Origin of the sequence: Pseudomonas machongensis, assembly GCF_034961125.1 — a bacterium.
Classification (GTDB): Bacteria; Pseudomonadota; Gammaproteobacteria; order Pseudomonadales; family Pseudomonadaceae; genus Aquipseudomonas; species Aquipseudomonas machongensis.
In genome coordinates this window covers 324,534-347,651 of sequence record NZ_JAYFUI010000180.1, presented here as the reverse complement: position 1 = coordinate 347,651, position 23,118 = coordinate 324,534, and the positions used below count along the sequence as shown (strand labels likewise).

The following is a 23,118-nucleotide window of genomic DNA, read 5'->3' as shown; positions in this document are numbered from 1 at the left end:
AACCCTAAACTTGGCTCAGCAATCTCAAATGACTATGTGATTTCTCGCATGGCCACTTGTGATGCTGATAATCTTGGCGACTATCAGTCCGTACTCACAAGCACCCACACGAATTGCTTGATTCGATTTGTTAAAGAGCGTTTGGTTAAGAGCCTTTCGCCTCAACCGAGGCGCGCATTCTACGCTTTCCTCATTGCCTGTCAAGCGTTTAGTTTGAAGTTTTTTCCGAGAAACTCGTTTAGCTTCAAACACTTGACCCGCTGCGATCTCTCGTAGCGGGAGGCGAATCATACAGCACTCGAAGATGCTGTCAACTGCCTTTTTCACCGCTGCCGATCAGGTGATCGAAGCCCTTCACGCCTCACCGAACTCGCTTAACTCGTTGATTAACAAGGAGTTTTGCGTTCCGTTTGCTGCGGAAGTGGGGCGCATTATAAGGGGATCTGAGAGGGCGTCAACCTTTTATTTCATAAAATCTTAATCGAAATGAAGGGCTTAGCCCGCGCATAGCTCAAGAGCAGTTGCACCCGCCCCTGGGATTTGCGCACTATATTGCGCAACTCGCCCTTTCTTCTTATTTAGGACTGCCCCACCCAAATGAACACCCAGCCCCGCAGCCTGGCCGCCACGCTGTTCCCTATCGGCCTGCTGTTGATTGCCATGGCTTCCATCCAGTCTGGAGCATCACTGGCCAAGAGCATGTTTCCAGTTGTCGGCGCTCAGGGCACCACAACACTGCGCCTGATCTTCGCCAGCATCATCATGCTTGCGCTGCTGCGCCCGTGGCGCGCGAGGTTCAATGCCAGCACCCTGCGCAGCGTCATCATCTATGGGCTGGCCCTGGGCGGCATGAACTTCCTCTTCTATATGTCGTTGCGCACCGTTCCGCTGGGCATCGCCGTGGCGCTGGAGTTTACCGGCCCGCTGGCGGTAGCGATCTTCGCTTCGCGCCGCGCCCTGGACTTTCTCTGGATCGCGCTCGCCATCGTCGGCCTGCTACTGCTCATCCCTACAGGGCAGACGGGGGCATCCCTCGACTTGACCGGCGCGGCCTACGCCTTGGGTGCCGGCGTCTGCTGGGCGCTCTACATTTTATATGGCCAGCGAGCAGGCGCGGAAAACGGTATCCAGACCGCGGCATTGGGCGTATTGATCGCGGCGCTGTTCGTGGCTCCCATCGGTATCGCCCACGCCGGTAGTGCCTTGCTCACTCCAGCACTGATTCCGGTCGCACTTGCCGTGGCGATCCTGTCTACCGCCCTCCCCTACAGCCTGGAAATGGTCGCACTGACGCGGATGCCCGCGCGAACTTTCGGCACACTGATGAGTATCGAGCCCGCATTCGGCGCACTGTCAGGGCTCCTGTTCCTTGGTGAGGTTCTCAGCCTGACCCAGTGGCTAGCGATCCTAGCAATCATTACCGCCTCGGTCGGGGCCACACTGTCGATGCGCAAGGAAAGCAACCCTCCCGTAGCGGCTGACTGATTTGAGAAATACTTTCATTTGGAACAGCTTCAGCCTTGTACCCGTCTGTCAGGCTGTTTAAGCTGTCACAGCATCATCACCTTCAGACGATCTACTGAGCCGGGCACGGAAGCAGGAGAGTTTCAGGCAGAACGCAGTCATCACTACAAGGGCGGACACTACTCACCGCCCAGATAAGGACAGGAATGAAACGTATTTTTCTCATCCTGGCCATCTTGGCCATTGCTGGGTGTGCCGCTACAGCCAAGACCGAGGTGAAGCGAGGGAAGAAAGGTCTCCACATCAACTGCTCGGGCCTTTCATCATCCTGGGACAAGTGCTACGCCAATGCGCAAGCATCCTGCGGCAGCAAGGGCTACAAGGTGATCGCGCGCTCCAGCGACAGCGACGAAGAACCAGGCGACTACGTGTTCGGGATCAACCCCGCCGGCTATACCAGCCGTAGCATGATCGTCATCTGCAAATAAACGAAAGGGCAGCCTGAGGCTGCCCTTTCTCGTTCCAGTCGATCAGACCGGCTGCGTACGCAGCCTCAACCAGGCCAGTGCTTCGCCCTGCAACAGGGGCGCTAATCGCTCACACACGGTCTCGTGATAACGGTTGAGCCATAGGCGCTCCGAAGCATCGAGCAGCTCGGGCAGCAAGCATCGGGTGTCGATCGGGCAAAGCGTCAGGGTCTCAAAGGCCAGGAAGTCGCCAAAAGCGCTCTTGCCCACCTCCCGATTAACCACCAGATTCTCGATCCGCACGCCCCAGGCTCCAGGTCTGTAGGTGCCCGGCTCGATCGAACTGATCATCCCGACCTGCATGGCTGTCTGCGGCGTGGTTGCCGCCTGATAGGCAATGACCTGCGGCCCCTCGTGCACATTCATGAAGTAGCCTACGCCATGCCCAGTGCCATGGCCGTAGTCGACTTGATCGGCCCAGATAGGCGCCCGGGCGATGGCATCGAGCAGCGGCGAAAGAATGCCCCGCGGGAAAGTCGCCCGCGACAACGCGATCACTCCCTTGAGCACCCGCGTGCAGTCCTTCTTCTGCTCCAGGCTGGGTGCACCAATCGGCACCATCCGGGTAATGTCGGTAGTCCCGCCCAGGTACTGGCCGCCCGAATCGATCAGCAGCAGGCCATTACCCTCGATCACCGCATGCGACTCTTCGGTGGCGCGGTAATGGGGCATCGCGCCATTGGCATTGAAGGCCGCGATGGTCGAGAAGCTGAGCGAGACGAAGTCAGGGCGCCGCGCACGTGCCGCGCTCAGTTGTTCATCGACCGTCAGTTCCGTGATGGTCTCGCGCCCAAGATTGGCCTCGAACCAGGCGAAGAACTCGCACAAGGCTGCACCGTCCTGCTCCATCACCTGACGAATATGAACCAGGTCCGCCTCGCTCTTGCGCGACTTGCTCAGCGTAGTCGGATTGATGCCCTCGACCAACGCGACCCGCTTGTCGAGCTTGTCCAGCAGGCCCTGGGTGACACGTGCCGGATCGACCAGCAGGCGGGTGCCGCCAGCGAGGCTCGCAAGTGCCTGGCCAACTTCCGCGTAGTCACGCACCTGGATACCGTCGGCCGCCAGTACTTGACGCAGATGAGTATTGATCTTGTCCTGACCGACAAAGAGCGTGGCTTGATCACGACCGATCAAGGCGAAGGAAACGAACACCGGGTTGTACGAAACATCACTACCACGCAGGTTGAACAGCCAGGCAATGTCGTCCAGAGATGCGATGAAATGCCAGTCGGCGCCCTTGCTGGCCAGGGCCTGACGCAACTCTCCGAGTTTCTGCGCACGACTGACAGTCGCATGGGGAGGCAGGTGCTGATAGACGGGGTTGCCAGGCAAGGCCGGACGATCGCCCCAGACCTGAACCAGCAGGTCTCGGTCAGTCAACAGTCTTACATTGCGAGCGCTCAGGCGCTCTGCCAATTGACGGGCAGAGGCCAGCGCCATGACCGCACCATCAACCGCCACGGCACCGCCGCTGGCAACCTGCTCACCCAGCCAATCCAATGCCCCCGGCTGGCCTGGCAGTAGCTTCATCAGCTCGATGCCACTGCCCGCCAATTCCTTTTCTGCCTGCTCCCAATAGCGGCTGTCGACCCACAGCCCGGCGAATTCCGCGGCCACTACCAGCGTGCCGACCGAGCCCTGAAAGCCAGACAGCCATTGGCGTCCTTGCCAATGGCCGGGCAAGTACTCGGAAAGGTGCGGATCGGCAGAGGGCACCAACAGGGCATCGACACCCTCCCTGGCCATGACATCGCGCATACGCGCCAGGCGTGCCGGTATGGATTCCTTAAGGGGGTTCGGACTGCTCATGCGCTCTCCTGCGATCACATCTTGGACGGTTCCAGGTCGGGATAATGGAACAGGCTGCGAACGCCCGCAATCGGATCGCCCACAAAGAGCCTGCGATAGATTGGAGCGCCTCGGCCGCCAGTCCAACGGGCTGAACTTTCGAGCTGTCTGGAATTTCACAGTTCGTACAGCCCCAGCGGATGAGATCGCACATGGCCCACCCCCACGAGTCGAAAATCGCCGTCGTACTCCTCGACACCCGCGAACGCACCCCGGACCATGAATATGCCACTCGCCAGAAGCTCGCCGAGATCCTGGCGCAATTGCTTGGAATACCCGTCTTCAACCCTGGACAACCGGCCGGCCAGGCCAACCACTATTATTACCTGCCCACGGAAACCTTGATCGGCCAGCAGCAGGGCATCCGCAGTGAACAGGACCTGTTCGGCGGCCTGGTAAGCCATCCCTACATGGCGACCAAAGCCATTTCCCACCCACTACCCGCCAATGCAGTCTTTCCGCCGGGCTGGACTGACGCCTTCGCGCAACAGGCCAGCGGTGCCCTGTTGCGCGGCTACACGGTCTTTTCCAAGGACGACGCTCGACGAGCAGCCGACTTGCTATTGCGCAGCGGCCCCGTTCGGGTCAAACCCGTATTGGCCCGTGCCGGTCGCGGCCAGCAGGTAATCGATACCCTTGACGCACTTGCCCCCTTGCTCGCGACCTTGGACGACAAGGCACTTGGCCTTTGGGGACTGGTGCTGGAGGAAGACCTACATGAAGTAGAAACCTTCAGTGTTGGCCAAGTGCGTGTCGCTGGCCTCACCTGCAGCTACTACGGTACCCAGCAACTCACCCAGGATCATCAGGGCCAACACGTCTACGGTGGCTCAGATCTGATGGTAGTACGCGGCGACTATCAGGCGCTGCTGCAGCGCCCGCTGGAAGATTATCTGCGCCTGGCTATCAATCAGGCCATGACCTACGAGCAAGCGGCGGAACGACACTTCCCTGGTTTCATCGCCTCACGCCGCAACTACGACATCGCCCGTGGCCTCGACGCACGTGGCCACCTGCGCAGCGGCGTCCTGGAGCAATCGTGGCGCCTGGGTGGCGCCAGCAGCGCAGAGCTTCTTGCCGTGCGCGCCTTCGCCGACGATCCGACGCTGCAGCAGGTACGCGCATCCACCCACGAGGTGTTCGGCACGCCTGAACTTCCGGCCGACGCCACACTTTTCTATGAGGGGGACGACAGTGAACTCGGACAATTCTGCAAATTTGCACGGATTCGCGAGCATGGCCATTCAGAGTGAACAGGTCGAGCTACAGGTCGAGGGCGAAAGTATCGCCGGTACTTTGGTCAGTCCTGGCAGCAAGATGCCCGGCATTCTCTTCGTCCACGGCTGGGGCGGCAGCCAGCAGCGAGACCTGGCCCGCGCCCGACAGATTACCGGGCTGGGCTGCGTGTGCATGACCTTCGACTTGCGCGGACACGAAAAGACCGAAAGCCAGCGATTGACGGTGACCCGTGAGCAGAACCTCACCGACCTGCTGGCCGCCTACGATCGACTGGCCTCGCACCCTGCCGTCGATCCCGGCGCCATTGCGCTGATCGGCAGCAGCTATGGCGGTTATCTGGCCACCCTGCTGACCGCACATAGACCCGTGAAATGGCTGGCGATGCGGGTACCTGCATTGTACTGGGACGATGAATGGGACACTCCAAAGCAAGCACTCGACCGCCAGCGCCTGAATCACTATCGCCAACGCATTCTGGGGCCGGCCGACACTCGTGCCTTGGCCGCCTGCGCCGAGTTCGCTGGCGATGTCCTGCTGGTGGAGTCCGAGCACGATGACTATGTGCCGCACAACACCCTGATGAGCTATCGCTCCGCGTTCGTCGGCGCCCATTCACTCACCCATCGCATCGTCGACGGGGCCGACCATGCACTGTCCAGCGAGGAAAGCCAGAAAGCCTACAGTTCGATCCTGGGTACATGGATCGGAGAAATGGTCATCGGCGCACGCCTAGACCGCTACCCGCACTACGCTCCCTGGTACGCCTGAGGCTCACCGACCTCGCAATGCAAGCCGCCGTCGCTGCCTCGCACCAGGCTGCGCAAGGTCTGGTAGGCCGTGAAATTGACACCGCGTGCCTGGTGACGCTGCAACAGGTCGAGGAACGGCTCCTCGACGAAACAGGGCGCGGCAGCCGCCCACTCCTGGCGCGATTGCCACCGCAGGTATTGCAACACCCGACTGCCATCGACACTGGCCTGAATGCTGACACCCAGCAGACCATCGCAACGGCTGGCGATCTCCTCCGCCCGCAGGACCAAAGCCTCGGCCAGGGCCTGCTGCCGAATCGCCGGCACTTCGTACTCGATCATCTGGGTAAACCATAGGGAATGAGGGGTGGCCACCATGAACAGTCTCCTTGCTCGGGGTACTTGCAGCGTGATGGCGAGCAGGGTAAAACCTCGAGTTAAGTCAAGGTCAAGGAATATTTCGACATGCCCAGCAAGGACGTGACGGCGCCGGAACGCCTGCTCAGCGTAGGCCAGATGGCCGCGCGCAGCGGCGTCGCGGTGACCGCGCTGCACTTCTATGAAAGCAAGGGACTGATCCACAGCACCCGCAACAACGGCAACCAGCGCCGCTTCGAGCGAGCCATGCTACGCCGGGTGGCAGTGATCAAGATGGCGCAGCGCCTGGGAGTACCGCTGGCGCAAGTCGCCGAAGCGCTCGATACACTGCCCAAAGGGCACACGCCGACCGCTGAAGACTGGCAGCGTTTTTCCGCACGATGGCGAGAAGACCTGACCCAGCGCATCGAAGAATTGATGATGCTGCGCGACCAGCTGGATGGCTGCATTGGCTGCGGCTGCATGTCATTGAAGGAATGTCCGCTGCGTAACCATCGCGATCGCCTCGCCGACGAAGGCCCTGGGCCGCACCCGCTAGGCCCAGACGCTCAGGCAACCACGGCGAAACGTCGCCGGTAGTCACTGGGTGTCAGGCCGGTGACGCGCTGGAACACCTTACGAAAGGCACTGGGGTCCTGATAGCCCACGCCCCAGGCAATCTGGTCGACGCTGCGCCGGGTGAACTCCAGCAGGCGGCAGGCACGTCCTACCCGGACCTGCTGGCAGTATTGGGTAGGACGCAATCCGGTCGCCGCGCGAAAACGCCGCAGAAACGTACGCTCTTCGAGCCCGGCACATCCAGCCATGCTTGCCAGATTAGCCTCCCGCGCACCACTCCCCTGCAGCCAGTGCTGCACCTTCAGCACGGCTTCATCGCCGTGATCCAGCCTCGGTGCGAACAACGCACCGGGCAGCGGGGTCGGCACCGGATCGACCGCCAGGTAGCGTGCAGTCTCGCGCGCCAGGGTGGCACCCAGGAAACGCTCAAGCAGACGCAGCCCGAGCTCGGTCCAGGCCATCAGCCCGGCTGACGTCATGATGTCGCCATCGTCCAGTAACGCTACGCTGGCATCGGCGCGCACTTGCGGGTAGCGCTCGGCCAAGGTCTGGGCGTAATTCCAGTGGGTACTCGCCGAACGCCCGTCCAGCAGGCCACTGGCAGCAATGAAGAATACGCCGATGCACACCGAAGCGAGCACAGTGCCGCGTGCATGCCATTGGCACAAGTGCGCGCGGTGTCGCTCAAGCAGCGCAGGTGCAGGTGCCGGGCCAAGGCTGGGCGGCACCACCAGCACCTTGAGATCATGGCGCACGCCCGGCAGGCTGTCGTACACCTCGCAGAGTTCACCGGTCTGATCGAGTTGCCAGTGGCTGATACGGATCGGCAGCAGCTTCCCATCACCGAGTTCACAGGCGACCTGATTGGCGACCGTGAACAGGTCGGTCAGCCCATGCACAGCGGCACGCTGCGCATCGGGATAGACCAGCACACCGATTTCCAAGCCTGTATCCATGTCAGTTTTTGCCCTCATTGTGTCGATCGCGCCGATCCCCATGTCGGTCGTTCAAGCCTATAACTATCGCCACACCACGACCACGCCCAAGGAGGCGCGCAACATGAGCAAGCAGGCCCTGATTCTCATCGATATCCAGAACGATTACTTCCCCGGTGGCAAATGGACCCTCGACGGCGCCGATGCGGCAGCCGACAACGCCGCCCGCCTGCTCGCCGCTGCCCGCGAGCGTGGCGACCTGGTCGTGCATGTGCGCCATGAGTTCGAATCAGCCGATGCGCCGTTTTTTGCCCCTGGCTCGCCAGGCGCCGAGATCCACGCCAAGGTACTGCCGATCAGCAGCGAGCCGGTGGTGCTCAAGCATCAAGTCAACGCGTTTCGCGACACCGAGCTCAAGTCGCTCCTCGACAAGCATGAGGTAAAAAACCTGACCATCGTCGGCGCCATGAGCCACATGTGCATCGATTCGGCAACCCGCGCTGCCGCAGACTTCGGCTACCAGGTCTCGGTGGCGCACGACGCCTGCGCCACGCTGGCTCTGGAGTTCAATGGACAGACAGTGCCTGCATCGCACGTGCACGACTCGGCCATGGCGGCGCTAGCTTTCGCCTTTGCCGCCGTCGAGAGTACCGATACGTTGCTGGCCAAGTAGGCTGGGTGGATCAGATCACCACATTGCGCACGAATCGCGTGGGCTGGTCGCCGTCGTTGCGGTACGCGTAGCGGCAGTCGCTGGGGAAGATGTGGAACTCCCCAGCGCGCAGGCGCAGTTCACCGCTTTCGATCAGCAGCGTCAGACAGCCCTCGGTCACATAGATCTGCTCGCTCCAACCCTCGGCATCAGCCTCACTGGCATAGTGCTCGCCCGGTGCCAGGGTCCACTCCCAGAGCTCGACCTCGCGCCGCGCGGGGCTACTACCCAGCAGTACCGCGCGGCTGTCCGGCTGCTCACCGGCCCAGGCCAGCTCATTGATGCGTGCAGGATCGCGTTGCTCGGGCGCCTGGATCAGCGTACTGAACGCCACACCCAGCGCTTCGGCGATCAGGTCGAGGGTGGTGAGGCTGACGTTCTTCTCGCCTGCCTCGATGGCAACCAGCATGCGCCGGCTGACACCAGAGCTTTCGGCCAAGGCGGTCTGGCTCAGGCCCCTGTCGTTACGCAGGCGGCGGATGTTCTGACTGACGTGCTGCAGCACCGAAGCGCGGTGCGAGGAATCTTTGTGCACTATATTGCTCACTGGTAGGGGTTGCGCAGTATACTGCCCACTTTGCGGCGATTGTGCGCCGCCCCTTCCGAGTGCGCAAGACCATGACCCACGCCACCAGCAGCCCGCGGCCGTCCGTATCCTTTCGCCTGAGCAAAGCCGAATGGGTGCTGGTGTTCATCACCATGCTCTGGGGCGGCACCTTCCTGATCGTGCACAACGTCATGAGCGTGAGCGGACCGATGTTCTTCGTCGGCCTGCGATTCGCGGCAGCAGCACTGTTCGTCGGGCTGGTATCGGCGCGAGCGCTGTCGGGCCTAACGTTCACCGAACTCAAAGCCGGCGTGCTGATCGGTGTATCGATCATGCTCGGCTACGGCTTGCAGACCATGGGCCTGCAAACCATCAGCAGCAGCCAGTCGGCCTTCATCACGGCCCTCTACGTACCCTTCGTGCCGCTGCTGCAATGGTTGGTGCTGGGGCGCCGGCCCGGCCTGATGCCAAGCATCGGTATCTGCCTGGCCTTTGTCGGCCTGATGCTGCTGGCCGGACCTGAGGGTGGTGCGCTGAATTTCAGCGAAGGCGAAATCGTGACCTTGGTCAGCGCCGTGGCCATCGCCGGCGAGATCATCCTGATCAGCCGTTATGCCGGAAAGGTCGATGTGCGGCGGGTCACCGTGGTGCAACTGGCAACTGCCTCGGCGCTATCGTTCCTGATGATCGTTCCGACCCAGGAGCGCATCCCGGATTTCTCCTGGCTGCTGTTGGCCAGCGCCCTTGGCCTGGGCGCCATGAGCGCGGTAATCCAGGTGGCGATGAACTGGGCGCAGAAATCTGTCTCGCCAACCCGTGCCACGCTGATCTATGCCGGCGAACCGGTCTGGGCCGGCATCGTTGGTCGTATCGCAGGGGACCGCTTGCCAGGCGTGGCGCTTATTGGTGGCCTGCTGATCGTGATCGCCGTGGTCGTCAGCGAACTGAAGATTCGCCGCGATCGCGATCCCCTTCCAGAGCCGCGAGGCCTGACGCCAAGCGAAAGCGAGACAGGGCGTTGAACTCCTGATCAGCGGCTATGCTCTGAAAAAAACTGTTATAAAAAAACAGCTTGTCACAGCGCTTTTGTAGGATTCTGCCACAGCTTGCGTGTTGGTGATCACCAGCGTGGCACGTATGATCCATGGCAAACCTCCGTAGATTAGAACGCTATGTCTTTGATAGTGCTATTGCTTCTGCCCTTCATCGGCAGTTGCCTGGCAGCCGTGCTGCCGCACAATGCGCGTAACGCCGAGTCCATTCTCGCCGGGCTCGTGGCCTTGGTCGGCACTGTCCAGGTAGCGCTGCTGTACCCGCAGATCGCCCATGGCGGCGTGATCCGCGAAGAATTCCTCTGGCTGCCCAGCCTCGGGCTCAACCTCGTGCTGCGCATGGATGGCTTCGCCTGGCTGTTCTCGTTGCTGGTGCTGGGCATCGGCACACTGGTGTCGCTGTATGCGCGCTACTACATGTCACCCCAAGACCCCGTGCCACGATTCTTTGCCTTCTTCCTGGCATTCATGGGCGCAATGCTCGGGTTGGTGATTTCCGGCAACCTGATTCAGCTGGTGTTCTTCTGGGAGCTGACCAGCCTGTTTTCTTTCCTCCTCATCGGCTACTGGCATCACCGCAGCGATGCCCGCCGCGGCGCTTACATGGCGCTGATGGTCACGGGTGCAGGGGGTTTGTGCCTGCTGGTCGGCGCTTTGCTGCTGGGCCATGTGGTCGGCAGCTATGACCTGGACAAGGTCCTGGCCGCTGGCGAAACCGTCCGCCAGCACGCGCTCTATCCCGTATTGCTGCCGCTGATCCTGATTGGCGCCCTTAGCAAGAGCGCGCAGTTCCCCTTCCAGTTCTGGCTACCGCATGCCATGGCTGCACCCACACCGGTCTCGGCCTATCTGCATTCGGCGACCATGGTCAAGGCCGGGGTGTTCCTGCTGGCACGCCTATGGCCAACGCTGTCGGGCACCGAGGAGTGGTTCTGGATCGTCGGCGGGGCAGGCGCCTGTACCCTCCTGCTGGGTGCCTTCGCGGCGATGTTCCAGAATGACCTCAAGGGGCTGCTGGCCTATTCGACCATCAGCCACCTGGGCCTGATCACCCTGCTGCTGGGCCTGAACAGCCCGCTGGCCGCTGTCGCGGCAGTGTTCCACATCCTCAACCACGCCACCTTCAAGGCCTCGCTGTTCATGGCCGCCGGCATCATCGACCATGAAAGCGGCACCCGCGACATTCGCCGTCTCAGCGGCCTGATACGCCTGGTACCCTATACCGCCACCCTGGCCATGGTCGCCAGTGCGTCCATGGCCGGCGTACCTCTGATGAATGGCTTCCTCTCCAAGGAAATGTTCTTCGCCGAAACCGTATTCATCAGCTCCAGCGCCTGGGTCGAGGCCGCCTTGCCGGTGATCGCCACCCTTGCAGGCACGTTCAGCGTTGCCTACGCCCTGCGTTTCACGGTCGACGTGTTCTTCGGCCCGACCGCCCAGGACCTTCCGCATACCCCCCACGAACCCCCGCGCTGGATGCGCGCGCCGGTCGAACTGCTGGTCCTGACCTGCCTGGTAGTCGGCATCTTCCCTGCCCAGTCGGTGGGCCCGCTGCTCGCCGCCGCAGCGTTGCCGGTGGTGGGCGGCACCCTGCCGGAATACAGCCTGGCCATCTGGCATGGCTGGAACGCCCCCCTGATCATGAGCCTGATCGCCATGTGCGGCGGCGTGGTGCTCTACCTGTTGCTGCGCAAACAGTTGCGCCTGGGCCGTTTCCCCTACCCGCCACTGATCGAACGCTTCAATGGCAAGCGGCTGTTCGAGCACGGACTGGTACGTCTGATGCTGCTGGCCCGGCACCTCGAAGGACTGTTGACCAGCCGCCGCCTGCAGACCCAGCTGTTCATGCTGGTGGTCGCCGCCTTCCTCGCCGGCCTCACCCCCATGCTGTACAGCGGCATCAGCTGGGGGGACCGCCCCAAGATTCCGGGGTCCGGCGTATTCGTCGCCATGTGGCTGATTGCAATTGCCTGTGCCATCGGCGCAGCCTGGCAGGCCAAATACCACCGCCTGGCTGCGCTGATCATGGTCAGCGTCTGCGGCCTGATGACGTGCATCACCTTCGTCTGGTTCTCTGCCCCTGACCTTGCACTCACGCAACTGGTGGTCGAAGTCGTCACCACAGTGTTGATCCTGCTGGGCCTGCGCTGGCTGCCGCGCCGAATCGAAGGCGTCTCTCCCCTGCCCGGCAGCCAGGAGCGTGCACGCTTGCGACGCCTGCGCGACCTGCTGCTGGCAGTGCTGGTCGGCGGCGGTATGGCACTGCTGTCGTACGCCATGTTGACCCGTCCGACACCCAACGACATCTCATCGTTCTACCTGAGCCGTGCACTCCCCGAGGGTGGCGGTACCAACGTGGTCAACGTGATGCTGGTGGACTTCCGCGGCTTCGATACATTGGGTGAAATCACTGTACTGGTCGCCGTGGCGCTGACGGTCTTCGCCCTGCTGCGCCGCTTCCGCCCACCGAAAGAGAGCATGCAGCTGCCGACGCAACAGCGCCAGCTGGCGCCGGACGTAATCACCGACCTGGTCAATCCACGGCATGTCACCGATACCGCGCTGGGCTTCATGATGGTGCCAGCAGTATTGGTACGCCTGCTGCTGCCGATCGCCCTGCTGGTCTCGATGTACCTGTTCATGCGCGGCCACAACCAACCAGGCGGCGGCTTCGTCGCCGGGCTGGTGATGTCGGTGGCATTCATCCTCCAGTACATGGTCGCAGGCACCCAGTGGGTCGAGGCCCAGATGAGCCTGCGACCGCTGCGCTGGATGGGCACCGGCCTGCTGTGCGCCACGCTTACCGGCATAGGCGCCATGTTGCTGGGTTATCCGTTCCTCACCACCCACACTGCGCACCTGCATCTGCCGTTGCTCGGTGACATCCATGTCGCCAGCGCCTTGTTCTTCGATATCGGCGTGTACACCGTGGTTGTCGGCTCCACGCTCTTGATCCTGACCGCCCTGGCACACCAATCGGTGCGCGCCTATCGCCCGGGCCATCCGAAATCCAGCCAGACAGGAGCCGCCTGATGGAAGAAGTCATCGCAGTCGCCATCGGCGTACTGGCCGCCTCCGGAGTCTGGCTGGTACTGCGCCCACGGACCTACCAGGTCATCATGGGCCTGTGCCTGCTCTCCTACGGCGTCAATTTGTTCATCTTCAGCATGGGCAGCCTGTTCATCGGCAAGGAGCCGATCATCAAGGAGGGCGTCCCACAGGACCTGCTGAACTACACCGACCCACTACCACAGGCGCTGGTGTTGACCGCCATCGTCATCAGCTTTGCCATGACCGCCCTGTTCCTGGTGGTCCTGCTGGCCTCGCGCGGCCTGACCGGCACCGACCATGTCGATGGCCGGGAGCGTGAGGAATGAGCTGGATGAATCAACTGATTGTCGCCCCGATCCTGCTACCGCTGGTAACCGCTGCGATCATGCTGCTGATCGGTGAAAAGCACCGCCAGTTCAAGGCCCGCCTGAACCTGCTGTCGAGCCTGATCGGCTTGGGTGTCGCCGTGACGCTGTTGATGTGGGTACGCGGCCAGGGTCAGGCCGAGTCCATCGGTGTCTACCTGCCAGGCAACTGGCCGGCGCCGTTCGGTATCGTGCTGGTACTCGATCACCTGTCCGCCCTGCTGCTTACCCTGACCGGTGTAATCGGCGTCAGCGCCCTGCTGTTCGCCCGCGCCCGCTGGGACGGCGCCGGCGCCAGCTTCCACGCGCTGTTCCAGATTCAGCTGATGGGCCTTTACGGTGCGTTCCTGACCGCCGATCTCTTCAACCTGTTCGTGTTCTTCGAAGTGCTGCTGGCGGCGTCCTATGGCCTGCTGCTGCACGGCTCGGGACGCGCGCGGGTCAGGGCCGGGCTGCACTACATCGCCATCAACCTGTTCGCCTCTTCGCTGTTCCTGGTTGGCGCCGCCATGCTCTATGGCGTGACGGGCACACTGAACATGGCCGACCTGGCGCTGAAGATCCCGTTGGTCGCAGAAGCCGATCGTGGCTTGCTGCACGCCGGAGCGGCGATCCTGGCCATGGCGTTCCTGGTCAAGGCCGGGGTCTGGCCGCTGAACTTCTGGCTGGTGCCGGCCTACTCCTCGGCCAGCGCACCGGTCGCAGCACTGTTCGCCATCATGACAAAGGTCGGTCTGTATGCAGTGCTGCGGCTGTGGACACTTTTGTTCTCGGGCCAGGCAGGCGCTTCGGCGAATTTCGGTGGGGAATGGCTGGTGTATGGCGGCCTCGTCACCCTCGCGGTGGCTGCCGTCTCGATTCTCGCCGCCCAGCGCCTGGAGCGTCTCGCCGCGCTGAGCATTTTGGTCTCGGCTGGCACCTTGCTGGCGTCGGTCGGCTTCGGTCAGGCGGCTCTCACCGGCGCGGCACTGTTCTACCTCACCAGCTCCACCCTGGCCTTGTGCGCCTTGTTCCTGCTGGCAGAACTTATCGAGCGTTCGCGCTCGGCCAACGAAGTACCCCTGGACGACGAAGAGGACGCCATCCCGCCGCCGCTCGAATCCCTGCATCCACCCAAGGGCATCAACCTCGACGACGAACAGAAGGCAGTGATCGGTCAGATCATCCCCTGGACCATGGCATTCCTCGGCTTGAGCTTCATCGCCTGCGCCCTGCTGATCATTGGCATGCCGCCGCTGTCCGGCTTCATCGGCAAGCTCAACCTGATCAGCGCCCTGTTCAATCCGCAAGGTCTGGGCATGGCGGCCGAGCAGCCTCTGTCAGCCGCCGGCTGGTGCCTGGTAGCCCTGTTGCTGCTATCGGGCATGGCATCGCTGATCGCCTTTGGCCGAGTGGGCATCCAGCGCTTCTGGAAGCCTGAGGAGCGGCCCTCGCCGTTGCTGCGTCGCTATGAATGCATACCGATCGTGGTACTGCTGGGGCTGTGTATCGTCCTCAGCATCCAGGCCGAACCGCTGCTGCGCTACACCCAGGACACCGCCGCCGGCCTGCAGGCACCCGACGCCTATATCCAGGCGGTCCTGTCAACCCGCCCCGTGCCTGGGCCGACCACCATGACGCAGGTGCAACCATGAACCGGCTGTTCCCCGCCCCGCTGCTGTCGCTGGCGCTGTTCGTGCTGTGGCTGGTGCTGAACCTTTCCGTCAGCCCAGGCAATCTGCTGCTTGGCGCCGCCCTCGGCATCCTCGCACCCGTGCTCATGGCGCCGTTGCGCCCGCAGCATGCCCATATCCGCCGCCCGCTGGTGATTGCTCGCTTGATCGGCCGTGTGGGGCTGGATGTTATTCTTTCGAACCTGCAAGTTGCCCGGGGCGTGCTACGAGCCGGCGGCCATCCACCGCGCTCTGCCTTCGTGCACATCCCCCTGTCACTGCGCGACGCCCATGGCCTGGCCGCCCTGTCGATGATCACCACGGTGGTACCCGGCACGGTCTGGTCGGAGCTGGCCCTGGATCGCAGCATCCTGCTGCTGCATGTGTTCGACCTGGACGACGAAGCCACCTTCATCGAACACTTCAAGCACACCTACGAACGCCCGCTGATGGAGATCTTCGAATGACTGGCCTGCTCGCCAACGCCATTCTCGCCAGCCTGTTCATCTTCATCATCGCCATGGCCCTGGCGCTGGTCAGGGTGTTCCGCGGCCCTTCGGCGCAGGACCGGGTCCTGGCGCTGGACTACTTGTACATCCTGGCCATGCTGATGATGCTGGTGCTAGGCATCCGCTATGCCAGTGATACCTACTTCGAAGGCGCGATGCTGATCGCCCTGTTCGGCTTCGTCGGCTCCTTTGCCCTGGCCAAGTTCCTGCTGCGTGGGGAGGTGATCGAATGATGCAGACCGTCGAACTTCCGTTCTGGCTGGAGCTGGCCACGGCCGCGCTGCTGCTGATAGGCAGCCTGTTCGCCTTGATCGGTGCAATCGGCCTGGTGCGCCTGAAGGACTACTTCCAGCGCATGCATCCGCCTGCACTGGCCTCGACTATTGGCGCGTGGTGCGTCAGCCTCGCCTCGATCCTGTACTTTTCCGGTCTCAAGCAGGGGCCGGTGCTGCATGCCTGGCTGATACCGATCCTGCTGTCGATTACCGTACCGGTCACGACGCTTCTGCTCGCGCGGGCCGCCTTGTTCCGCAAACGCATGTCGGGAGAACAGGTGCCGGATGAGGTCAGCAGCGGTGGCGATCGGGGCAACTGAGCGCCCGCTGAAGCCGCCTGGAAAACGCTGTCAGTGCTGGGTAAGGCGCTGCAGCTCGCGCCGAACCATGGCCACATAAGGAGGCGGGCCGAGCCGATAGAGCTCCCCCGCCACCCAGGCCAGCCAACCATCCCTCAACTGTGATCGATGGGCAATCAGGCGCTCGGCGTCCAGGATTGCTTGCGCCTTGTGGCGCTGGTGAAACTCGGCGCGCCCCGCAGGCAGCTCATCGTCGCCACTCATTCACTGGCCTTGAAGGTGGTCAGCTCGCCCTTGCGCCATTTGGCGACCTTGCCGGTCACCGCCTTGAGCAGTTTGCCCAGGCCTTCCGCCACCTGGGACTGGGCAGCGAACACGAGCATCACGCCCTGCCCGTCACGGAAAACAATGCCATCGCCCTCGGGTACCGAGACGAACGCATAGTCACCCACGCCATATATGTTGAACTTTATGTCGCGAAAGCGCAGCTCGAGCTTGCCACCCTCGCGACTGGGCAGGACCGCGGCCCGGAAGTGATCCCCGACCTTCAGTTCCAGACGTTGCTTGTCATCGACGACCATCGCGTTGTCGGTATCGATCTCGGCCATGTACAGGCCATCGGGGTTCTGCTCGGTGACGTAGATGAAACGGCCCTGAAAGAGCTTGACCAACTTGGCCCGCAAGTCGCCCAAAGCGAACAGGGCGTGGGTATCCAGAGTACTGACTGCCAATGAAGTGATCCTCGAACCGGTTGTTTCCCGCCGCCACACGAAGTCGTGAAAGCGTGACGCGGCGGCCATTTCAAAGCGAAGTCTGAAAGGTTAGTGACATGATGCGTGAAACGTCTGCGGGGCTCGTCGATACGGCAGGCAGGATCTTTCACCCTCGCACGCCAGCCAAAACCCCAAGAGAACGCTCAGCATAGATCCCACAGGGGGAACAATATTGTCTGACAACAATGCCGCCAGAAAAGATGCAATAGATAAAGCCAGGCCCCTCGGCAGAATGGGTCCGGTATTCATCCATGCATTTACAGGGGAAAGAATATGCACGAAAACACCGAAATCCGTCGAGAGGTCTCGAACATTTCTTACATCCGACCTGTGCGCAACATCGCACGTTTCGTGGTCATTCCCGCCGGCGTCGCGTTCTTCCACATCACCGAGCGTGCCACTGGCCGAGTCATGGGCTTTCGCCGCAGCCACCTGGCAGCCTGCGAGCTGGCGCTAAGCCTGGATATCTAAGCCGCCTATCCCTTCGCCAGTTGCTGCAGCCAGGCAGCCTGACACTCCAGCGCTTCAGCCCGGCTGGCGAAGGCCGTACCGCGACGCTCGCCATCGACCAACACTACCCAGCATGCCCGCTGTCCCTGTGCCTGCAGCATCGCAGGTACACCAGAGCCTATCATCACTGCCACATTCACCCGGGATTGCATGACCCTCTCCACTTAATTAGCAAGCTAACTACATGGTTAGAATACGACCCGCCAAGGCCGGGAAAAAGCGCTTGCCCGTAGAGCTGTATTGCATCAATCGCAACAAATCGAAATGCTTTCTGCTCCTGCGGAAACGCGAAAGGCCCCACGGATTGCTCCGCAGGGCCTTGCGCCGAGTGTGTCCGGTCAGATCTGCCGCTGATGGCGGTCGAGCTGCTCGTGACGCTCCTGGGCTTCGATGCAGTATTTGGTGGTCGGGCTGATCAGCAAGCGCTGCAGACCGATCGGCTCGCCGCTGTCGTCGCACCAGCCAAAGCTCTCGTCAGCGATACGGTCCAGGGCCATCTCCAGCTGCGGCAACAGGCGCTGGTCGCGCTCGATGGCATTGACCAGCCAGTGACGCTCTTCCTCGACCGAAGCCACATCGGCCGGGTCAGAGGGCGTGTCCAGGCTTTCGATGGTGGTGCGGCTCAGCTCGATGCGCTCATGGGTCTCGACTTTCATCGCTTGCAGCAGCGCGGTGAAGAACCTGAGCTGATCGGCATTCATGTAGTCATCGGCCGACATGGCCAGCAACTGTTCCTTGGTCATCGATTTCTCTATGAAAAAATGTGCATTTGGGCGATTCGGGTGCCGCCGGCGATGGCTCGCAGGCAGCGGAATTCTTCAAGCGCCAATCGGCACTCTTTTACAGGGGGCGGCAGTCTAAGGTGCCCGGCCCCGTGGGGCAACAGAAATGACAGAGGAATCTGCCGAATCGGACGGATTGCCCCGGGACCATACTCGGGGATGAACACCATCACGGAGAGCGGCGCAGCCCCATTAATATGCAACAACAGCCGCCCTGCTGTCAGCCTGCAGCTACAATACCGAACGCTCTGGCTCGGGGTAGTGACAGGCTACCTCTACGCCACCTGTCGACGATGATCATCTGGGGGTTCCCCTTCGTAAAGGAACCTCAATCATGAGCCTTTCTACCCCCCGCCCACAGGTCGGTGATCTGGACTGCGAGATTGCCAAACACTTCCAGACGCGCCCCTCGCTTAAAGATGTGGCCAGTCGCATGCTCAAGCAGCAATGGTTGGCCCGCATGCTGGATCCCTCACTCGATCCGGCGACCCTATTCATTCGCAGCACAGGCAAGCCCGGTACGGAGCCTCACCAGCGCTCGCTGGTCAGCTTGCTGATACAGCGCTACATCTTCAAGACGACCCTCAACCTCACACCATTGCAAGACATACTGATCCAAACCCAGCCAAGCCTCGCCGACAAGACCCTGGAATCCTCACTCCACCCGATCGAGACCCTGATCGACGAAACCGCGCCGTTTCTGCTCAAGGAATATTGTCAGGCGCTGACCGACTATTGGACGGATGCAGACAAGCATCACGGCAAGTCGCCGTGGCAATGGTGCAGCCAGTACCTGCGCGAGCGCTACAAAACCGCGCTGGACGGCCATCGCAAAGAGCAATCCATGGATGACAGAACGCTGGCGGTTGCCCAACAACTGCTGGACAACACCTCGGATAACCCGGGTCTCGTTCTGCACAACGTGCGCCTGGACATGCTGATTAATTGGCAACTCGACCCGGACCTTGCCAGTGCCTTGTTGATCGAAAGCCCGGCCTCTGAGGGTAAGGAGGCCGTAACCTTGCTGTTCACCACCAGTGGTCGGTTACTGCAGTATCAAAGCCGTAACGCGATGCTGGCCAGGGGCAGGCGACGACTGCCCGCCTCATTGCCGCCTGCAAAGACAGTGATGCGCCTGATCAGAATCCCCGGGCGGCCATTCGACAATCAGGCCAGCGGTCTGTTGCAGCAACAGTTGCATGGCTCACTCATTGTCAGCTCGATACCCGATCAACTCCAGAGACCCGACGAACTGGCGCTCGCGCTCGACCGCACCACCTCGATGTTGAGCCTGTGTGGCATCGACGACACTGCGGCCCATGATCGCCTGGCCGCCGAGTTGCCGGAGTGGTTGCGCAATGCGCAACCAGGGCAACTGCAGCGCTATGCCCTGGTACTCACGGATATCGCCCAGACCTACGAGGGCGCCGGCAAGAAGGGCTGGCTGGACGGAATCCTCGACGCACAGACATTTGCCTATGCCAAGCTCTACGAGTGGATACTCAAGGATCATCCCGATTTCGACCTTGACCTCAAGCAACTGCGTGCCGCGAACCATCAGGTCACAGCCGTCGCAATACCCGGGGCAGGTGCGCTGGAGACCAGTGGCAGTATTCATGTCGAACGATTCGATCTCGCGCAGTTGGCCATTGCCAACCTAGGGCTGCTGCAGCCTGGCAAGGTGGTGGTCGAATCTGTCGATGGCAGTGGCGTGCCGCCATGGTTCGACGAAACCTACCTGCGCGCACTGATCACCCAGGCAGACATCGCCAAGCACTATCCGCAAATGCTGCGCGCCAAGCTGCTCGACGACCCGCAAGCAGCACAGCGTCGCACAGCATTGTTGCGCAAGCAGTTGCGCAGCCAGTTGCCGCTGCTGGTCATGGACCTGAACCTGCGGGGCCTGACGTCGGGCCCTGACCTCTCCAAAGAGATTGGCCAACTGTTTACCAACCCGCAGCCCCAGTCGGTCGAGTGGTACCTTCGGCCATTCGCGTTGCAGTCTAGCCTCGATGCCAGCCCTGATCATGTGAGCAATACCTGGCTGATCGAGAAGAGTGCCGGCAATGACGGCCCATGCCTGCTCTATCGCCCACTGCTGGCCACGCCCCTATCTTACTTCCAGGACCGTATAGCACTGTTCGAGGCGCTTGCCACACCTGGCGACCTGCAGGATGACATCCTGCAACGGCTCCCGGAGCAGGCGCGCAAGGTATACGCCTACGGTGGTTTTCGCGAACCGCACCTGTTCCATCCAGGAGAGGACGACTGGGCAGTGCCGTTCGGCAAACCCGCCCCGGCATCGCTGTCGATCGAACCGCCCTGCCTAGACCCCGCATCAGCGCTGTACAAGGCCTGCGTGGAGGAAACCATTACCCAATTCAGCAGCCATGCACAAAGCAGCGAACAGACACGCTGGGCACGCTGGCAGACACTGGGTTGGCTGTTACTCAATACGGTACTGCCTTTCGCCCCCGAGTCCGTGGCCACCGCGGGCTGGATCATTCAGATGGAGAGCTCTTTTCTCCAGGCAACCAGCGACCGGCCACAGAACACCAGTGATCGCGCTGCCACCCTGGTAGAGCTGCTACTCAACCTCGCCACGCTGCTGTTCGCCCACGCCCGTCGCAGGATCGACCTGCAACGACCGCTGGAAGCCCCCACCGTCGACCCGCTGGCCACCCCAACCGTCGATCAGTTGCCGACACTGGTGAGCAGCGCCCCCGATCCACTGTTCGATTTTTCCTGGAGCAATCCCTTGTTCAAGCTTGACAGCGCCCAGCGTCAATCGCTGCTGGCGCTGCGTGCGCCCTATAAGGTCGCTGAACTGGGGCCTCCGATATCTCACGGTGCGTTGCAGGGCCTTTTCCTGCATGACGCACGCACCTGGGTCTCACTGGACAGCGGTGTTTACGAGGTGCAGCTGGATCCGATAGCACAACGTCAGCGTATCATCGACGCCGCCAACCCGGACAAGCCGGGGCCCTGGCTTCGCCATGAAGAGAGTGGCCGCTGGGAGCTGGATCTGCGCCTGCATCTCAAGGGCGGCATGCCCCTGGGCAAGCGAATCGCACAACTCAAGGCCGAGAACGCAAAGGCCCTGACAACGCTGAATGCAACAATCATCGAGGAACGAGCACAGTCTCAAAGCCGCCAGCAGATGCTGATCGATGCACTGAAGGACGCCGAGGGCAAGGAAGATGAAGCCTCGCTGCATAAATACCTGAGCACCGCCAAGGAGTGCTCGACGTTCTGGGCACAGCACCTCGAGCACCTAAGGCAACGCAACGAGCGCGCGGTACTGGAGAAGTACAAGGTGCGCCGTGCCTTTGCCCTATGTCAGCAAGTGCGCTGCGAACAGGAAGTCTTTCGTGCTCTGAATCGCTTGCATGACCCACTGCGCGCTCAGATGCTCGAAATGTACGATCGGCAGAACAGTGGTCATGAGATAACCCCTGCAGAGGCCACCACCCTCGCTGAATGCATCGAGAAGATACTGCTGCTACTGGACCAGATGGTGGAGCACGGCCCCCTGCTCACTGAGCAAAGGGCACAACTCGAAAAGCTGCGTAGCGAGCACCAGACCGAGATTAGCGGCTACATCGAGGTGGTGGACAAGGGTGGCATCAAGCCCTCCTCGAACCTGGTACTGCGCTGGATGCGCATCGAGGCCTGCATCAACCGCATGACCATGCTCCAGCAACTGGATGAGGAAAGCTCCTTCTGGATTCAGCGCGCCTGGAACAACCTGCAGATGAGCATCACGCAGCACCTGCAACTGGCCAGATTGAAGAGCCCGGGAGAGGAAGTGTCTGCCAGGGTCCTGAGCAGTATCACTGGCCAGCTCAGAACAGCTCGGCGACAGCTGAACAATCTGATCAGACATATGGATCCCGAGCGCAGCCGTGATGAATTCAAGCGCATGGAGCAGGATTTCGACGCGTTCGCCGACGATGTCGCCAGGGAGGCCGACGAGCTGCCTGAGTTCATCCCGGTCAGCACAGTCCAGCAACTGCGCGCACAACTGCCCGGGCTGATAGAGACACAGGAGCATGGCATCCTGCTGGGCACGGTACGTGAAGGCGAACCGAGCATCGTCGACATCCCCACCCCCGCCAGTGAAACACCCACTCGCAGCTACACACTCAAGGACGATCGCTGGGTCGAGCTCGAAGCCGCTGTACCTGAGGCGCCTGTTGCCGCACAACCGCCCAAGCTCAAGCGCCTGCTCAAGAACGGCAGGTCGTGCATGACTGCGGCGCGCAAGGAGCTGGCGCGCCTGAGCAAGTCGTACTCGAACGACTACCTGCCGGTGGAGATAGAGGAAATTCTCAAGGACCATCGCGGGCGTCTCGACAGTGCCCGCGAGTCCATAGAACGCCGCCTCACTGCGGACAATGCCACCGATGAGGCGAGTGCAGGCGGCGACGCGGCGATCGTCATCAAGGAGATCGAGGACCTGACGGCACAGCTCACGACCGAAAGCATCAGGCTGCGCACCAAAGCGGCACTCAAGCAAAAACCGCGCATGGGTGAGCTGCAATTTCTGATCGAGCAGACCAACATAACGATCAAGCCTGTCGGCACGCGCAAAGCCTTGACCAAGGTCAAGGGCAGGCCTGCTGATTTCCTGGACGAATATGTCGTGCAGCACGACGGGCAGGCGATCTGGTATGCCCACTTCCACTATCGCTCAAGCACCGCCACCAGGGAGGATTTCGTTGCCGGCCATCTGAAACTGGCCAGTCAACGCTTTGCCCAGGGCAAGATGGTCACCAACCCGCACTCGCCGAATCAAGAAGAGGTGTACCGCAGCCCGATCTCATTGGCCGACGCAAAACAGTACTTCTTCACTGACTGAAACAGCGGGGCAGCGCCCTGGCGCTGCCC

The 23,118-nt window shown here is 61.6% G+C and carries 23 protein-coding genes; 15 read left to right on the top strand and 8 right to left on the bottom strand.

Features of this window, described 5'->3' with window-relative positions:
- Positions 1–597 precede the first annotated feature (597 nt).
- Both rhtA and VA602_RS17475 read left to right on the top strand, forming a co-directional pair.
- Positions 598–1,485: a threonine/homoserine exporter RhtA gene (rhtA, locus tag VA602_RS17480; RefSeq protein WP_323453814.1), complete on the top strand. Its 888-nt coding sequence runs from the start codon at positions 598–600 to the stop codon at positions 1,483–1,485.
- A 185-nt stretch (positions 1,486–1,670) separates the two neighbouring features.
- Entirely contained in the window at positions 1,671–1,952 is a 282-nt protein-coding gene (locus VA602_RS17475) for a hypothetical protein (protein ID WP_054894309.1), read from the top strand.
- A gap of 42 nt (positions 1,953–1,994) precedes the next feature.
- Here the strand turns inward: VA602_RS17475 and VA602_RS17470 are convergent, their stop codons facing one another.
- Positions 1,995–3,803, bottom strand: a complete 1,809-nt coding sequence (locus VA602_RS17470; protein ID WP_323453813.1) for an aminopeptidase P family protein — start codon at positions 3,801–3,803, stop codon at positions 1,995–1,997.
- Between the two features lie 191 nt (positions 3,804–3,994).
- On the opposite strand from VA602_RS17470, the gene VA602_RS17465 reads away from it, so the two are divergent.
- Positions 3,995–5,095: a DUF3182 family protein gene (locus tag VA602_RS17465; protein ID WP_323453812.1), complete on the top strand. Its 1,101-nt coding sequence runs from the start codon at positions 3,995–3,997 to the stop codon at positions 5,093–5,095.
- A complete protein-coding gene (locus VA602_RS17460) occupies positions 5,079–5,849 on the top strand; it encodes an alpha/beta hydrolase family protein (protein WP_323453811.1) in 771 nt (256 codons plus the stop codon). Before VA602_RS17465 ends, VA602_RS17460 begins: the two co-directional genes overlap by 17 nt.
- Here the strand turns inward: VA602_RS17460 and VA602_RS17455 are convergent.
- The gene (locus tag VA602_RS17455) at positions 5,828–6,208 is read right to left on the bottom strand and encodes an antibiotic biosynthesis monooxygenase (RefSeq protein ID WP_054894313.1); all 381 of its coding nucleotides are present in this window, start codon (positions 6,206–6,208) and stop codon (positions 5,828–5,830) included. The genes VA602_RS17460 and VA602_RS17455 overlap by 22 nt on opposite strands.
- An 87-nt stretch (positions 6,209–6,295) precedes the next feature.
- Here VA602_RS17455 and soxR point away from each other — a divergent pair, with 87 nt between their 5' ends.
- On the top strand, positions 6,296–6,787 hold the full coding sequence (gene soxR, locus VA602_RS17450) for a redox-sensitive transcriptional activator SoxR (RefSeq protein ID WP_323453810.1): 492 nt from the start codon (positions 6,296–6,298) through the stop codon (positions 6,785–6,787).
- Here the strand turns inward: soxR and VA602_RS17445 are convergent.
- On the bottom strand, positions 6,757–7,740 hold the full coding sequence (locus VA602_RS17445; protein WP_323453809.1) for a GlxA family transcriptional regulator: 984 nt from the start codon (positions 7,738–7,740) through the stop codon (positions 6,757–6,759). The two genes, soxR and VA602_RS17445, sit on opposite strands and share 31 nt — an antisense overlap.
- Positions 7,741–7,825: 85 nt before the next feature.
- Between VA602_RS17445 and VA602_RS17440 the strand changes: the two genes are divergently transcribed.
- On the top strand, positions 7,826–8,374 hold the full coding sequence (locus tag VA602_RS17440) for a cysteine hydrolase family protein (RefSeq protein WP_153774808.1): 549 nt from the start codon (positions 7,826–7,828) through the stop codon (positions 8,372–8,374).
- 10 nt (positions 8,375–8,384) lie between these two features.
- Here the strand turns inward: VA602_RS17440 and VA602_RS17435 are convergent, their stop codons facing one another.
- Positions 8,385–8,948: a helix-turn-helix domain-containing protein gene (locus tag VA602_RS17435; protein WP_054894316.1), complete on the bottom strand. Its 564-nt coding sequence runs from the start codon at positions 8,946–8,948 to the stop codon at positions 8,385–8,387.
- Positions 8,949–9,031: 83 nt separating this feature from the next.
- On the opposite strand from VA602_RS17435, the gene VA602_RS17430 reads away from it, so the two are divergent.
- From VA602_RS17430 to VA602_RS17400, 7 genes are all read left to right on the top strand, one after another.
- On the top strand, positions 9,032–9,982 hold the full coding sequence (locus VA602_RS17430; protein WP_323453808.1) for a DMT family transporter: 951 nt from the start codon (positions 9,032–9,034) through the stop codon (positions 9,980–9,982).
- 150 nt (positions 9,983–10,132) lie between these two features.
- A complete protein-coding gene (locus tag VA602_RS17425) occupies positions 10,133–13,045 on the top strand; it encodes a monovalent cation/H+ antiporter subunit A (protein ID WP_112898728.1) in 2,913 nt (970 codons plus the stop codon).
- Complete coding sequence (locus VA602_RS17420) at positions 13,045–13,389, top strand: Na+/H+ antiporter subunit C (RefSeq protein ID WP_054894319.1); 345 nt, start codon at positions 13,045–13,047, stop codon at positions 13,387–13,389. Before VA602_RS17425 ends, VA602_RS17420 begins: the two co-directional genes overlap by 1 nt.
- Complete coding sequence (locus tag VA602_RS17415) at positions 13,386–15,062, top strand: monovalent cation/H+ antiporter subunit D (RefSeq protein ID WP_153774800.1); 1,677 nt, start codon at positions 13,386–13,388, stop codon at positions 15,060–15,062. Before VA602_RS17420 ends, VA602_RS17415 begins: the two co-directional genes overlap by 4 nt.
- Positions 15,059–15,547 carry a Na+/H+ antiporter subunit E gene (locus VA602_RS17410; protein WP_054894321.1) on the top strand — a complete coding sequence of 163 codons (489 nt, stop codon included), beginning with the start codon at positions 15,059–15,061 and terminating at the stop codon, positions 15,545–15,547. The genes VA602_RS17415 and VA602_RS17410 overlap by 4 nt, the downstream gene beginning before the upstream one ends.
- Positions 15,544–15,822, top strand: a complete 279-nt coding sequence (locus VA602_RS17405) for a K+/H+ antiporter subunit F (RefSeq protein WP_054894322.1) — start codon at positions 15,544–15,546, stop codon at positions 15,820–15,822. The genes VA602_RS17410 and VA602_RS17405 overlap by 4 nt, the downstream gene beginning before the upstream one ends.
- Positions 15,819–16,184, top strand: a complete 366-nt coding sequence (locus VA602_RS17400) for a Na+/H+ antiporter subunit G (protein WP_063545547.1) — start codon at positions 15,819–15,821, stop codon at positions 16,182–16,184. Before VA602_RS17405 ends, VA602_RS17400 begins: the two co-directional genes overlap by 4 nt.
- Positions 16,185–16,214: 30 nt before the next feature.
- Here the strand turns inward: VA602_RS17400 and VA602_RS17395 are convergent, their stop codons facing one another.
- A complete protein-coding gene (locus VA602_RS17395; RefSeq protein ID WP_153774799.1) occupies positions 16,215–16,427 on the bottom strand; it encodes a hypothetical protein in 213 nt (70 codons plus the stop codon).
- Complete coding sequence (locus tag VA602_RS17390) at positions 16,424–16,894, bottom strand: hypothetical protein (RefSeq protein ID WP_153774798.1); 471 nt, start codon at positions 16,892–16,894, stop codon at positions 16,424–16,426. The genes VA602_RS17395 and VA602_RS17390 overlap by 4 nt, the downstream gene beginning before the upstream one ends.
- Positions 16,895–17,209: 315 nt before the next feature.
- On the opposite strand from VA602_RS17390, the gene VA602_RS17385 reads away from it, so the two are divergent.
- Positions 17,210–17,407 (top strand): hypothetical protein, encoded by a 198-nt coding sequence (locus tag VA602_RS17385; protein ID WP_063545549.1) that lies wholly within the window; start codon positions 17,210–17,212, stop codon positions 17,405–17,407.
- A 5-nt stretch (positions 17,408–17,412) separates the two neighbouring features.
- Here the strand turns inward: VA602_RS17385 and VA602_RS17380 are convergent, their stop codons facing one another.
- Both VA602_RS17380 and VA602_RS17375 read right to left on the bottom strand, forming a co-directional pair.
- Positions 17,413–17,598, bottom strand: coding sequence for a hypothetical protein (locus tag VA602_RS17380; protein WP_153774797.1), 186 nt, complete (start codon positions 17,596–17,598; stop codon positions 17,413–17,415).
- A gap of 186 nt (positions 17,599–17,784) precedes the next feature.
- Complete coding sequence (locus tag VA602_RS17375) at positions 17,785–18,189, bottom strand: TraR/DksA family transcriptional regulator (RefSeq protein ID WP_323453807.1); 405 nt, start codon at positions 18,187–18,189, stop codon at positions 17,785–17,787.
- Positions 18,190–18,562: 373 nt separating this feature from the next.
- Here VA602_RS17375 and VA602_RS17370 point away from each other — a divergent pair, with 373 nt between their 5' ends.
- Entirely contained in the window at positions 18,563–23,089 is a 4,527-nt protein-coding gene (locus VA602_RS17370; RefSeq protein ID WP_323453806.1) for a hypothetical protein, read from the top strand.
- The last annotated feature ends 29 nt before the right edge of the window (positions 23,090–23,118 follow it).

Bases quoted from the DNA above. Each gene is read 5' to 3' on its own strand.
- VA602_RS17415 (WP_153774800.1), top strand. From the start codon at position 13,386: ATGAGCTGGATGAATCAACTGATTGTCGCCCCGATCCTGCTACCGCTG.
- VA602_RS17470 (WP_323453813.1), bottom strand. From the start codon at position 3,803: ATGAGCAGTCCGAACCCCCTTAAGGAATCCATACCGGCACGCCTGGCG.
- VA602_RS17395 (WP_153774799.1), bottom strand. From the start codon at position 16,427: ATGAGTGGCGACGATGAGCTGCCTGCGGGGCGCGCCGAGTTTCACCAG.
- VA602_RS17410 (WP_054894321.1), top strand. From the start codon at position 15,059: ATGAACCGGCTGTTCCCCGCCCCGCTGCTGTCGCTGGCGCTGTTCGTG.
- rhtA (WP_323453814.1), top strand. From the start codon at position 598: ATGAACACCCAGCCCCGCAGCCTGGCCGCCACGCTGTTCCCTATCGGC.
- VA602_RS17475 (WP_054894309.1), top strand. From the start codon at position 1,671: ATGAAACGTATTTTTCTCATCCTGGCCATCTTGGCCATTGCTGGGTGT.
- VA602_RS17420 (WP_054894319.1), top strand. From the start codon at position 13,045: ATGGAAGAAGTCATCGCAGTCGCCATCGGCGTACTGGCCGCCTCCGGA.
- VA602_RS17400 (WP_063545547.1), top strand. From the start codon at position 15,819: ATGATGCAGACCGTCGAACTTCCGTTCTGGCTGGAGCTGGCCACGGCC.
- soxR (WP_323453810.1), top strand. From the start codon at position 6,296: ATGCCCAGCAAGGACGTGACGGCGCCGGAACGCCTGCTCAGCGTAGGC.
- VA602_RS17425 (WP_112898728.1), top strand. From the start codon at position 10,133: ATGTCTTTGATAGTGCTATTGCTTCTGCCCTTCATCGGCAGTTGCCTG.
- VA602_RS17385 (WP_063545549.1), top strand. From the start codon at position 17,210: ATGCACGAAAACACCGAAATCCGTCGAGAGGTCTCGAACATTTCTTAC.
- VA602_RS17370 (WP_323453806.1), top strand. From the start codon at position 18,563: ATGAGCCTTTCTACCCCCCGCCCACAGGTCGGTGATCTGGACTGCGAG.
- VA602_RS17465 (WP_323453812.1), top strand. From the start codon at position 3,995: ATGGCCCACCCCCACGAGTCGAAAATCGCCGTCGTACTCCTCGACACC.
- VA602_RS17440 (WP_153774808.1), top strand. From the start codon at position 7,826: ATGAGCAAGCAGGCCCTGATTCTCATCGATATCCAGAACGATTACTTC.
- VA602_RS17455 (WP_054894313.1), bottom strand. From the start codon at position 6,208: ATGGTGGCCACCCCTCATTCCCTATGGTTTACCCAGATGATCGAGTAC.
- VA602_RS17445 (WP_323453809.1), bottom strand. From the start codon at position 7,740: ATGAGGGCAAAAACTGACATGGATACAGGCTTGGAAATCGGTGTGCTG.
- VA602_RS17375 (WP_323453807.1), bottom strand. From the start codon at position 18,189: ATGACCAAGGAACAGTTGCTGGCCATGTCGGCCGATGACTACATGAAT.
- VA602_RS17405 (WP_054894322.1), top strand. From the start codon at position 15,544: ATGACTGGCCTGCTCGCCAACGCCATTCTCGCCAGCCTGTTCATCTTC.
- VA602_RS17430 (WP_323453808.1), top strand. From the start codon at position 9,032: ATGACCCACGCCACCAGCAGCCCGCGGCCGTCCGTATCCTTTCGCCTG.
- VA602_RS17380 (WP_153774797.1), bottom strand. From the start codon at position 17,598: ATGCAATCCCGGGTGAATGTGGCAGTGATGATAGGCTCTGGTGTACCT.
- VA602_RS17460 (WP_323453811.1), top strand. From the start codon at position 5,079: ATGGCCATTCAGAGTGAACAGGTCGAGCTACAGGTCGAGGGCGAAAGT.